General features: G+C 46.5%; 12 protein-coding genes. 3 read left to right on the top strand and 9 right to left on the bottom strand.

What is annotated here, in order from left to right; genetic code table 11:
- Positions 1–82: 82 nt before the first annotated feature.
- The 7 genes from cysQ to ABXT59_RS09795 all read right to left on the bottom strand — a co-directional run bounded on the left by cysQ (position 83) and on the right by ABXT59_RS09795 (position 8,602).
- Positions 83–856, bottom strand: coding sequence for a 3'(2'),5'-bisphosphate nucleotidase CysQ (cysQ, locus tag ABXT59_RS09825; protein ID WP_443635939.1), 774 nt, complete (start codon positions 854–856; stop codon positions 83–85).
- Positions 857–875: 19 nt separating this feature from the next.
- Positions 876–2,783: a sulfate adenylyltransferase subunit CysN gene (cysN, locus tag ABXT59_RS09820; protein WP_443635938.1), complete on the bottom strand. Its 1,908-nt coding sequence runs from the start codon at positions 2,781–2,783 to the stop codon at positions 876–878.
- Positions 2,783–3,688 (bottom strand): sulfate adenylyltransferase subunit CysD, encoded by a 906-nt coding sequence (gene cysD / locus ABXT59_RS09815; RefSeq protein ID WP_443638593.1) that lies wholly within the window; start codon positions 3,686–3,688, stop codon positions 2,783–2,785. The genes cysN and cysD overlap by 1 nt, the downstream gene beginning before the upstream one ends.
- 594 nt (positions 3,689–4,282) lie before the next feature.
- Positions 4,283–4,522 (bottom strand): hypothetical protein, encoded by a 240-nt coding sequence (locus tag ABXT59_RS09810; protein ID WP_443635937.1) that lies wholly within the window; start codon positions 4,520–4,522, stop codon positions 4,283–4,285.
- Between the two features lie 498 nt (positions 4,523–5,020).
- A complete protein-coding gene (ahcY, locus tag ABXT59_RS09805) occupies positions 5,021–6,400 on the bottom strand; it encodes an adenosylhomocysteinase (protein ID WP_443635936.1) in 1,380 nt (459 codons plus the stop codon).
- 127 nt (positions 6,401–6,527) lie between these two features.
- Positions 6,528–7,739, bottom strand: coding sequence for an NAD(P)/FAD-dependent oxidoreductase (locus ABXT59_RS09800; protein WP_443635935.1), 1,212 nt, complete (start codon positions 7,737–7,739; stop codon positions 6,528–6,530).
- A gap of 41 nt (positions 7,740–7,780) precedes the next feature.
- Positions 7,781–8,602, bottom strand: coding sequence for a TauD/TfdA dioxygenase family protein (locus tag ABXT59_RS09795; RefSeq protein ID WP_443635934.1), 822 nt, complete (start codon positions 8,600–8,602; stop codon positions 7,781–7,783).
- Positions 8,603–8,770: 168 nt separating this feature from the next.
- On the opposite strand from ABXT59_RS09795, the gene ABXT59_RS09790 reads away from it, so the two are divergent.
- Genes ABXT59_RS09790 through ABXT59_RS09780 form a run of 3 tightly spaced genes read left to right on the top strand, consistent with a single transcriptional unit; the run spans position 8,771 to position 11,411 of the window.
- The gene (locus tag ABXT59_RS09790) at positions 8,771–9,514 is read left to right on the top strand and encodes a HisA/HisF-related TIM barrel protein (RefSeq protein WP_443635933.1); all 744 of its coding nucleotides are present in this window, start codon (positions 8,771–8,773) and stop codon (positions 9,512–9,514) included.
- The gene (locus ABXT59_RS09785; protein WP_443638591.1) at positions 9,511–10,476 is read left to right on the top strand and encodes a PfkB family carbohydrate kinase; all 966 of its coding nucleotides are present in this window, start codon (positions 9,511–9,513) and stop codon (positions 10,474–10,476) included. Before ABXT59_RS09790 ends, ABXT59_RS09785 begins: the two co-directional genes overlap by 4 nt.
- A complete protein-coding gene (locus tag ABXT59_RS09780) occupies positions 10,452–11,411 on the top strand; it encodes a pseudouridine-5'-phosphate glycosidase (protein ID WP_443635932.1) in 960 nt (319 codons plus the stop codon). The genes ABXT59_RS09785 and ABXT59_RS09780 overlap by 25 nt, the downstream gene beginning before the upstream one ends.
- Before the next feature lie 17 nt (positions 11,412–11,428).
- Here ABXT59_RS09780 and ABXT59_RS09775 read toward each other — a convergent pair whose 3' ends face one another.
- Positions 11,429–12,118, bottom strand: coding sequence for a nitroreductase family protein (locus tag ABXT59_RS09775; protein WP_443635931.1), 690 nt, complete (start codon positions 12,116–12,118; stop codon positions 11,429–11,431).
- Between the two features lie 13 nt (positions 12,119–12,131).
- Positions 12,132–12,296 (bottom strand): hypothetical protein, encoded by a 165-nt coding sequence (locus tag ABXT59_RS09770; protein ID WP_443635930.1) that lies wholly within the window; start codon positions 12,294–12,296, stop codon positions 12,132–12,134.
- Between the last annotated feature and the right edge of the window lie 45 nt (positions 12,297–12,341).

Here is a 12,341-nt window from a genome sequence, read left to right as displayed (position 1 = left end):
GGCTCCGGTTTGATCCAAAAGAGATTTTTGTGTGCTACTGCTCTAAACTTCTCCTATGGGTAACATTGAGTTTAATTGGTCGCTAACTGCTGGCTACAAAATGGGGATTTAAAATATCTGCTTTACCATATTGCATGGGGCTACCGTCCACTTGGGCCACCTTGCCGCCAGCTCCCTCTAATACGGCCTGTGCGGCGGCGGTGTCCCATTCGCAAGTCGGCGCAAGGCGTGGATAGATATCCGCCTCACCCTCGGCAATGCGTAATAACTTCAAAGAACTACCCGCTTGTATTAGGGCGGTATCACCTAAGTTAGCAATAAAATTGCGGGTAGCCTCATTAAGGTGGCTCCTACTAGCAACTACACGCATAGGCGTCTGACTTGCCTGGGTATGCAGTTGCTCTAGGGTATTGTCTCTCAAACGCCAGGCACCTACGTGCTTCCCCCCCCAGTAAAGTGTCTGATCAATGGGTGTAGACACAAAACCAAAACTGGGCGCATTATCTTCAATAAGGGCTAGGTTCACGGTGAACTGGCCGTTGCGGTTAATAAATTCCTTGGTGCCATCCAATGGGTCAATGAGCCAGTAGCAATTATGCGTTTGCGGCACTATTTGAGAGGCAGGGTCTTCCTCAGAAACGATGGCGATATGGGGGGTGAGTTTTGCTAAACCGTCGACTAATAAATAGTGTGCATCAAGGTCTGCTTTAGTGACAGGAGAGTCATCTTTTTTGGTTTCTATGCCAAAGTCGGTTGTTTGATATACCTGCATGATGGCTTCACCCGCTTGGTGAACTAACTGTTGCAGGGCCTTAAGCAGTTTGGGGTCGGCTAAAATAGCTTTGGCTTGGTGCATTGTTTACTCCTGTAACGCGTTATAGGTCGAGCTGCGCTAACAACTGATCAGCGAGTTGTTCGGGTGAAGTTTCGGCAGTACTCAAGGTGAATTCTGGGTGTTCTGGGGCTTCATAGGGGCTGTTAATGCCCGTAAAGTTGGGGATCTCTCCCTTGCGGGCCTTTTTATACAGACCTTTGGTATCACGTTGCTCTGCAATCTCTAGGGGCGTATCGACGTATATCTCAACAAATTCGTGGGCTTCAAAACGAGAACGTGCGACTTCACGCTCTGCTATGAAGGGCGAAATGAACGCTGTGAGCACCACCAAGCCAGCATCAACCATAAGATGAGCCACTTCAGTAATGCGGCGAATGTTTTCAATGCGGTCGGCGTCAGTAAAGCCCAAATCTTTATTGAGCCCATGGCGCACATTATCACCATCTAGAATATAGGTGCGAATGCCCTGTTGGTGCAGCTTTTGTTCTACGATATCAGCAATAGTTGACTTGCCTGAGCCACTTAAGCCCGTAAACCACAAAACCTTTCCTCGGTGGCCATTAAGTTTGTGGCGCAGGGGCTTATTAATGCTTAGGTTTTGTAGGTGCACGTTAGCTGCGCGGCGTAAGGCATAGTTGATCATGCCAGCAGCCACTGTGGCGTTGCTAAAGCGGTCTACCAAGATAAACGCACCTAAAGGTCGGCATTGCTGATAAAGCTCATAGGCCACGGGTTTATCAAGGCTTAGCTTGGCCACCACAATGTCGTTTAACTCTAAACTGCGTGTGGGGCTTGTTTGCAGGGTATTGACGTTGGTTTTGTGTTTAATCTCAGTGATCTGAGCATTAACCCAGTTGCTGCCAATCTGCATACCATAGCTGCGGCCAATAAAGCCTTGTTCTTCAGTCATCCACACTAAGTCGACTTCAAACTGATCCGACACTTCGCAGGGGTCTTGGGCACTGACGATCATGTCCCCGCGTGAGGCGTCAATTTCTTTGTCTAGGGTTAAGGTCACAGCTTGGCCACATTGGGCTTGATCATGGCTTTGTTCAAATAAAATAATCTCAGCAACCTTTGCTTTTGCGCCACTGGGCAGCACCCGTACTTCGTCGCCTGGTTTGACCGTGCCTGCAGCGATAGTACCCGCAAAACCTCTAAAATTAAGATGGGGGCGGTTCACCCATTGCACGGGCAAACGCAGGCCATGGTCATTGGCTAGATTGGGAATGGGCGCTGTTTCAAGTATGGCCATGAGTGTAGGACCACGGAACCACGACATGTGCGGCGAACGGTTCACCACATTGTCACCCTTGAGGGCCGATATGGGGATGGGGGTAATGTTGGAGAACTTTAATTGGCTGGCAAATGACTCAAAATCAGCGTGAATCTGGTGAAATACACTTTCGTTATAACCGATTAAGTCCATTTTGTTAATGGCCAGCACCACTTGTTTGATGCCCAATAAAGAGCAAATAAAAGCATGGCGCTTGGTCTGTTCAATCACGCCTTTACGGGCATCAATTAAGATTACAGCAAGGTCTGCATTAGAAGCCCCAGTGACCATGTTGCGGGTATATTGTTCATGTCCAGGGGTGTCGGCCACAATAAACTTACGTTTGTCCGTATTAAAAAAGCGATAGGCCACATCAATGGTAATGCCTTGTTCGCGCTCAGCCGCTAGGCCATCCACCAATAAAGCAAAGTCGATATCGCCACCTTGGGTGCCATAGGTTATAGATTCTTGCTTAAGGCTAGCCACCTGATCATCAAAAATACACTTAGCTTCATACAGCAAGCAGCCAATGAGGGTGCTTTTACCATCATCTACACTGCCGCAGGTGATAAAACGTAATAAATCTAGGTCGTTCTGTTGTTGCATAAACTTTTCTATAGCCGCACTCGTTGTGGGTGACTTGATATTAGAAGCTGGGGTGTTGCTGCGCATTAGAAATAGCCCTCCTGTTTCTTCTTTTCCATAGACGCGCTGCTATCACTGTCAATGGCTCGTCCTTGGCGTTCACTGGTGCGAGCTTTTAGTAACTCTAGAATAATTTCTTCAAGGGTGCTGGCTTCAGACGCAATAGCACCTGTTAATGGGTAGCACCCAAGGGTACGAAAGCGCACATTTTTGATCTGAATTTTTTCACCTGGTAATAATTTCAAACGCTCGTCATCCACCATCATGAGCATATTATTACGTTCAATCACAGGGCGCATCTGCGCGTAATAGAGGGGCACAATGGGGATGTTTTCGCGATAGATATATTGCCAAATATCTAATTCAGTCCAATTTGAGATAGGGAACACACGAATGCTTTCACCTGGATGTTTATGACCGTTGTATAAGTTCCACAATTCAGGGCGTTGGTTTTTTGGATCCCACCGATGGGCTGCGTTGCGAAACGAAAATATGCGCTCTTTAGCCCGACTCTTTTCTTCATCGCGGCGCGCCCCACCAAAGGCCACATCAAACTTGTAATGATCAAGGGCTTGTTTAAGCCCTTGCGTCTTGGTGATGTCTGTATGCAGGGCACTGCCATGTTGTAATGGGTTAATGTCCCGTTCAATGGCTTCTGGATTAGTGTGCACGATTAAATTCATGCCTGCTTCAGTGGCCATTTTGTCACGGAATTGGTACATCTCTTGAAACTTCCAGCGCGTGTCCACGTGTAGTAACGAAAATGGGGGTGGGCTGGGGTAAAACGCTTTGCGGGCTAGGTGCAGCATGACGGCACTGTCTTTGCCAACAGAATATAGCATAACGGGGTTTTCTGCGTGGGCTAGCACCTCGCGCATAATGTGTATGCTTTCGGCTTCTAAGCGGTCAAGGTGGCTGTTGCCGTCGGCAATATGGGTCGGGCGGGGTGCGCTTTTGGGAAAACTGAGTCTAGCCGCATAAGCCGCCATGGCCAGCAGGCCTTTCCCATTACCTTTACTATTGTCTTGAGCGCTATCAGTAATAATAGGTTGTTGTTGGGTGACGAGCCAAAGCTCACGAAACAAGCCTGTGATGTCTCCATGGGGAAAGAATAACGTGTCTTTGCCATTGTAAGCGACCAAGGCGCTGATGGCTTGTTGCAGGCTGTCCAAATCCCACTCTTGTTTATTCCACAACCAGCGGCGGCTGCCCTTGGCATCATTAGCGTATAAACCAACATGGCCTTCATGGCTAAAAGCTTGCACGCAGAGTATGTTGTGCCGGTGTTTTTTGGCCGTATTGATAAGGTGCTCAACCACTTGTGGTTTGAGCCCTTGTGACACTTCGTCATGTAGATTTTCAATGTCTATGGGTAAGGGCAACATGCCCATTTGTTCTAGCCATCGGTCTGTACCTTTACGATTGTTAGTGGTGCCTTGAGTTTCAAGTAGGCTAGAAAGACTCAAAGTGTCCCATACGAGTCGATCTTGTTCTTGATGGCTGATGTAATCTATTATCATAATGTCTCAATATACAATATTTTCAAATAATACCACATAATTTTTATTAAAAAATATATAAAAACTAAATATTTTTAATAATTTGCATTTTGAGACATTCTGAGTAAAAGCTTGGGTTTGTAATTGTATTAAAACCTTGTAAACAGTGTTTATCGTTAGGGTCTGCAAGAGAGGGCTATAAAAAGTGGCGGGGCGTCCTTGCCCAGCACTTCTTACACTAGCTTCCATGCCAGTAAGCGCTGCCATGACAGACCTCCCTGGTCTGAATGCCTAAATTATGTTGACAACACAATTGCGGTCTTGTGGGCAGAAGCGTTATAAGAGGAGATTAATACCAAAACCTGAAGCAATTTTGGCTTCCTTGTCTTCCCCCACAATTTCTTGGCAGTGCGCAGCCCAATTACTATCAACCTCTTGGGCTATCTAAAGCATAGTTGAAATTTTAGTATTTGCATAAAATAAAATAAAAAAAGTATAACGCATCGTTCTAGAGTGAACTCCTAAAACACGCGAACAGGACACACGAACAGGGCATACAAAGGAAGGGATTAGAAGGGGTGATTGGGCATAACTTGCGAGGAGCAAGCGGTTGGGATGTTAGTATCAAAGGCTTAAATAGCTGCACTCATGGGGCCTTGGTTAAGGCCCATTTAACTCATGGTTAATTTGCAACCATGAGTTCTCAATAATAGGCCAGAGTGCAGCAATTGTAAGGTATGAGGTAGCCTAAGCTACCCTATCCATTTAGTACTTGTAGCTTTCTGGCTTAAATGGGCCATCAAAGGGGACGTTGATGTAGCCTGCTTGGGTCGTAGTGAGCTTGGTCATTACGCCACCAAAACCTGCCACCATGTCTGCAGCTACTTCTTCATCAAGCTTCTTAGGCAAGATTTTAAGCCACAAGTTGGCCTGCTTATCTGCGGCACTCAGGTCTGCAAACTTAGCTTCCCATAGGTGCATTTGCGCCAATACCTGGTTAGCGAAAGAACCGTCCATAATGCGTGATGGGTGGCCTGTTGCATTACCTAGATTAACCAAGCGGCCTTCAGATAATAGTAATACGAAGTCACTTTTGTTATGGTCTTCTGCACGATACACCTTATGCACTTGAGGCTTCACTTCTTCAAACTTCCAGTTGGCGCGCATGAAGGCCGTGTCAATTTCATTATCGAAGTGACCAATGTTACATATGACTGCACCTTTCTTAATGGTTTTCAGCATATTGGCATCGCACACGTCAGTGTTACCGGTCGTGGTTACAATAATATCAGTCGTGCCCATCAAGCGGGTGTCAATGCAACTGATGTCGCCCGTGTTAACACCGTCTAAATAGGGAGAAACTACTTCAAAACCGTCCATGCAAGCCTGCATGGCACAAATTGGATCCACTTCAGTGATCTTAACGATCATACCTTCTTGGCGTAGAGATGCGGCAGAGCCTTTGCCTACGTCACCATAACCGATAACTAGTGCTTTTTTGCCCGCTAAAAGGTGATCTGTAGCACGTTTGATAGCGTCATTTAAAGAATGACGACAGCCGTACTTATTATCATTTTTACTTTTAGTTACGGCATCGTTAACGTTGATGGCAGGAACCTTTAAGGTGCCTGCAGCCAGCATTTCTTCTAAACGATGCACACCCGTGGTTGTTTCTTCAGAAATGCCATGACAGTTCGCCAAGATTTCTGGGAATTGGTTATGCAGCATGGTGGTTAAATCGCCACCATCATCCAGGATCATGTTAGCGCCCCAATCTTTGCCATCTTGCACAATGGTTTGCTCGATGCACCATTCTGCTTCTTCTTCTGTTTCGCCTTTCCAAGCAAACACGGGAATGCCAGCGGCGGCCATAGCAGCGGCAGCGTGGTCTTGAGTGGAGAAAATATTACATGAAGACCAACGTACCTGAGCGCCTAGGTCTACTAAGGTTTCCATCAACACAGCTGTTTGAATGGTCATATGGATGCAACCCATAATGCGGGCATTGGCCAAAGGCTGTTGTGCCGCATATTTTGTGCGCAGTGCCATCAATGCTGGCATTTCAGTTTCGGCGATGTCAATTTCAATGCGGCCCCATGCGGCTAGGGAGATATCGGCAACCTTGTAATCGGTAAAGTCAGTCATTTGAAAAGCATCCATAGGTTTAAAAATTGGCAGCGCAGATTATACCTGAGTTAAAAGCCTTTGCCGAATGTAAATGCATAGGTTTGAATTTAAGGCCTGATAAATAATGTTATGTGAATGGCGACTCTTAGCCAGCGATGTTTTGCGACACAATATAGGCCCCAGTCCATGCATTTTGAAAGTTAAAGCCACCAGTAATAGCATCCACATCCATAACCTCTCCTGCGAAATAAAGCCCGGCCACACATTTACTTTCAAAGGTTTTAAAGTTCACCTCTTTCAGACATATGCCCCCGGCTGTGACAAATTCTTCTTTAAAGGTGGTTTTGCCTGCGACGTTAAATACAGCCTGGGTTAATTCTATTGCGAGGGCCTCTGTTTGTACTTTGTTTACATCTGCCCAACGGGCTTCGGGGCTTATGTTGGCCGCCAAAACAAGCTTATGCCATAAGCGTTTGGGTAAATTAAATGGGCTCGATGCAAATAGGGTCTTTTTAGCTATTTGCTGTTTAAAACTTTTTAATTGGTCTAAACAGTCAGTCAAACTTTGTTTGATGAAATTAACTTCAATCTGAAAATGATAGCCTTTTTCTGCGATCTCTATGGCCCCAAAAGCAGACAGTTTCAAAATAGCAGGGGCGCTCATACCCCAATGGGTAATCAGTAACGGGCCTTCACTGCACAAATGGGTACCAAGAATTTTAACGGTTACATCTTCTGCCACCACGCCAGGAATGTCTTTCAGGCGCTCATCGTTTATTTTAAAAGTGAAAAGAGATGGCACTGGCTTAGAGACGGTATGCCCTAGGCCTTCCAGAAGCGTCCATATTTTAGTATTACTGCCTGTTGCGATAACTATTTTTTTTGCTGAAAATGCACCTTGAGTGGTTTCTAACTGAAATAAACCTCGTTCATGTTCAAGGGCTTTTAAAGAGTGGCTGTAGAGCACTTCTACATTATATTTTTTTGCTTCATCTAAAAAGCAATCAATAATAGTTTGAGAAGAATTTGAAACAGGAAATACGCGGCCATCATCTTCAATTTTTAATTGCACACCGCGCTCTTCAAACCAAGCCATGGTGTCACCCGTCATAAATTGGTGAAAGGGCCCCAGCAGTTCTCTTTCGCCACGGGGGTAGTTTTGCACTAAGTCGGTAGGCACAAACTCGGCATGAGTAACATTGCAGCGGCCACCTCCTGACACTTTCACTTTAGTGAGAACCTGTTTGCCTCTTTCTATAATGGCTACTTTTAAGCGGGGTGCTTGTTGGGCTATATTAATGGCAGCAAAAAAACCAGCTGCCCCACCGCCCACCACAATAATATCTTTTTTGACCATATTTAAAATCACACTATGCTCATGGCTCAACTCTGGCTGGTTTAGGGTTCGCGTTTATCATTTAGCACAGTGACCCGTTGCATGTGTCTAATCTCGGGTAAGTAATCGCAAATAGCATAATGATGGGTAATGCGGTTATCCCACATGGCAATGGTATTCTTGCGCCATCGCAAACGCACCTGAAACTCGGGTTTGGCCATGTGTTGATAAAGGTACTGCAAAATGCGGTCACTCTCCCCTTGAATTTCACCCACAATATGGCGGGTAAAAGATTGGTTAATATTGAGGTATTTAAGGCCACTAACAGGATGGGTATCAACCATTTTGTGCACGGCAGAACCAGTGCTCTTCAGACCGTCATTGACCGCTTCGATACCGCCTTTGTAATACAAATCATTCCTAAAAGTGCCGATGTCATGTATGGCCTCCAAACCCTCCAAGTAATCTTGCCAAACGGATGGCAAAGCTTCGTAGGCGGCATTAGTATTAGACCATAAGGTATCGCCTCCGACGTCAGGCACTTCAATGGCATGCAATATGCTGGTAAAGGGTGGATTAGGTTTAAAGGTCAAGTCTTTGTGCCAATCGTTAGTGTCAGGCTTGCTGCCGGCCCCACTTTTGAGTAGCACAATGTTTTCATAACCCTCAATGCTTGGGTAAACTGGGTGCGGTGGTTCTGGCTCACCAAAGCTTTTGGCAAAGGCGATATGTGTTTCTGGACTTATGTCTTGGTCGCGAAAAAAAATCACCTTATGGGCTATGAGTGCTTGATAAATGTCATCAAAATCGGTGGGGCTTAAGTTATTGAGACAAATGTCTGAAATCTCTGCGCCAATGGCGGGGGTGACTTGCTCAATTTTCATCTAACTTAAACTCCATAGGGGAACACAAACGGCGACCATAGCACGCCTAAAGCCCGCATGGGTAGCAATAAAGTGCGTGGGTCAAGTCCCTCTTGTTGGCCATGAGAAGTGGATTTTTTGTCGGGTCATAGTATGCTACCCCCACAATAATAAAAAAGGAGTTCAAAAATGGTTATTTATCCAGATATAGAAATCCAACGAGGTCGTTGTGTGAACTTGCGCCGCGGGCACATGCAAGACCCCATTATTTATGACATAACCCCCCTAGAGACGGCGCAGCGCCATGTTGCAAATGGAGCTCAGGTGTTGCACGTGGTGGACTTAGACAAAGTGATGGGTAGCGCAGAAGATAATCATAAGCTTGTGCTGGAGATTATTGAAGCGGTTAATGTGCCAGTACAGGTGGGCGGAGGCATTCGTACCATTGAAACAGCACGCTGGTGGTTCGAACATGGCGCCTCGCGTGTGGTCATTGGTACTGCTGCCATAGAAGATCGACATTTTTTACACGAATTGTGTAACCATTACCCAGGCCAAGTGGTGGTATCCATCGACGCTCGACATAATAAAGTCATGTGCCACGGGTGGACCGAAGAAACCATATACACGCCCTTAGAGGTTGCTATAGACCTGCAAGAACGGGGCGTAGCAGCCATTATTTATACGGATATCGACCTTGATGATGATCACCCAGAAGCCACCTTTGCCATGACCACCAAAATGGTCGATGAACTGCATATTCCAGTCATTTCCAGCGGCGCTGTGAAGACCTTGGATGACATCTCTACCTTACGCATGTTGCCTAATATTGCAGGAGTCGTGGTAGGCAGAGCATTAATGAGTGGAGCAGTCTCCTTAGAGGACGCCTTGGCCGTGTGTCAGCAGCCAGATAGTTTTGCGGAGTTCTTATAAAAGCTTACACCGTTGTTGTTGGCGGCGCCAACATGGACCTGCTTGGGGTCCCCAAAAAACATCTAAAACAAGGCACTTCTAATCCTGGCAAGGTGTCTTCTAGTCCAGGGGGAGTGGGCCGTAATATAGCTGAAAACCTAGTGCGCCTAGGTCAGACTTGTTGCTTGATGGCGCCCATCGGTGATGATGCCAACGGCTTATTTTTGCAACATCATGCACAGCAGTTAGGCATACAAACTGAGTACATGGTGACCTTAGCAGGGGAATCGACTTCAACCTACTTATCCATTATCGATGCAGCCGGTGACATGCAGGTGGCCATTGCCGATATGGCCTTAATAGACCAGTTTGGCGAACTTCAGCTCGAACCATTTTTGCCACACTTACAAGGCGCCGCATTGGTGGTGCTGGATACTAATTTGGCGCCCCATTGTTTGGCCTATATGATGCAACATGCGCCACAGCAACATTTTTTTGTGGATACGGTGTCGGTGGCAAAAGCTACGCGCATTAGCCCTTTTTTGTCCAATATTCACAGCCTTAAGCCTAACCTAATGGAAGCCCAAGCCATTGCAGGTACAGACTTTGGCAGCCATCCCTCCAAGTCTCAATTATTGGAGTTAGCCCAATGGTTTATGACCCAAGGCGTGCAGTATTTGTATTTAAGTCTGGGGTCAAAAGGGCTAGTTTACAGTGATGCTCACCAGACCTTTATAGCGGTTGCTAGCGTGCCTTTAGAGTCTATTGATATAATTAATAGCAACGGTGCTGGAGATGCTATGATGGCCGCCATCAGTGATGCTTGGCTGCTTGGCTGCGACGCATCACAAAGGGTGGCTCGAGCTTTGGCTTGTGCGCAAATCGCCATGGCCAGTGAGGCCACCATTAGCCCACACCTAAGCCCTTATTTTTTAACCCGCATGTTAAAGGAAAATCCGTGCATCATAACCCCACTCAACTAAATCCTGCTAAACTAAACAATTACCTTGATATCCATCCCCGTATTAAGCAAGCCATAGCGAACAACACCCCCATTGTAGCTCTGGAATCGACCATTATTTCTCATGGCATGCCTTATCCAAAAAATGTGGAAACTGCCTTGTTAGTTGAGCAAACAGTGCGCGCTAATGGTGCAGAACCAGCTACCATTGCCATTCTTAATGGTCGTTTAACAGTGGGTTTAGATGAACAGCAAATTACCCATTTAGGTCAGCGTGGCTTGGAGGTGGTAAAAACCAGCCGCCGCGACATGCCTTTTGTGGTAGCACTACAGCAAGACGGTGCCACTACTGTGGCATCCACCATGATTATTGCTGCAATGGCGGGTATTCAAGTGTTTGCTACGGGCGGTATTGGTGGGGTTCACCGACATGCCGAAACCACCATGGATATTTCAGCTGACTTACAGGAATTAGCCAATACGTCGGTGGCCGTGGTGTGTGCTGGGGTGAAATCTATTCTAGACATTGGGCTCACCTTGGAATACTTAGAAACCCAAGGGGTGCCTGTGGTGGGTTATAAAACCAAGATTATGCCTGCTTTTTATACTAAAACTAGTCGCTTTGAGGTGGACTATGCCTTAGAATCTGCGGCCCACATTGCCCAAACCTTAAAGGCTAAGTGGGGCATGGGTCTGGATGGAGGAGTAGTGGTGGCAAACCCCATCCCTGATGCTTATGCAATGGATCCCGTGGCCATAGAAAAGGTTATTACAGAGGCCATTGAAGAGATGCAACAACAGGGCATTCACGGCAAACAAAGTACGCCATTTTTGCTCTCTAAGATTGCCCAAGTGACTCAGGGAGAGAGTTTAGCAGCCAACATCCAACTGGTACTTAACAATGCTCGTCTTGGTGCTGATGTTGCTGTCGAACTGGCCAAAATCTCAAGCGTTTGATGGCCTTGGCCTCAGCACTAAATTAGCGTGAGTATTTCATCTAATGGCTTTTTGATCTTAGCCACACTTGGCACCGTAGCGTCTTTAGAAGCGTGACCTACCGCTAAAATCATCACTGCTTTCTCATGCTTAGGGCGACCCAACAGTGGGTTGAGAAAACCCATAGGGTTAGGGGTGTGGGTGAGGCTGTAAAGCCCTGCGTGGTGTAGGGCAGAGATTAAAAAACCCGTGGCAATGCCAACACTTTCTGTGACATAGTAGTTTTTAAAGCGCGTGCCATCATCAAACACACCATAGCGTTGGGCGAAAATAATAATCAACCATGGGGCAATATCTAAATGGGGCTTATCTGCATTCGTGCCAATGGGCTCTAGGGCTTTAATCCATTCATCCCCACCGCCACCTGCATAAAACTTCTCTTCCTCGGCCTCTGCTGCCAAGCGGATTTTGTGTTTAACTTCAGGGTTTCGAATGGCCACAAAATGCCACGGCTGATGATTGGCGCCACTAGGCGCAGAACCCGCGGTACGAATACAATGTTGAATGATCTCTTCTGGCACCTCTCGGTGTATAAAATCACGCACCGTATGGCGTTGTTGCATGGTTTGGTAATAGGCTAATGCAGCGGCTTGCATCTGTTCATCAGTGAGTTCTGCACGCGCCGACAGTTGCACGGCTGCATAGGATAGTTTTTCTCTTTCAAACATAGACAACTCCTCGTTAATACTGCGAAGTAATACCAATGATGATCATGCTAGAGCTCCAATCAACGTTATTGAGCCGCTGGCTCAACACAGGGCCATCGACATCGTAGAAATTATGCGTACCTGCATGAGTAAAATACCGACTTTGTTTGAAGCCAACATTGAAAAAGCTAAAAGGCATAGTTAAATGGCTCGAAAGGTATAGGCTGTATCAAAACTTTAGTGG

The organism is Candidatus Njordibacter sp. Uisw_058 (genome assembly GCF_047730065.1).
In the GTDB taxonomy this organism is placed as follows: domain Bacteria; phylum Pseudomonadota; class Gammaproteobacteria; order Pseudomonadales; family Balneatricaceae; genus Njordibacter.
This window is presented reverse-complemented; position numbering and strand designations above follow the sequence as displayed.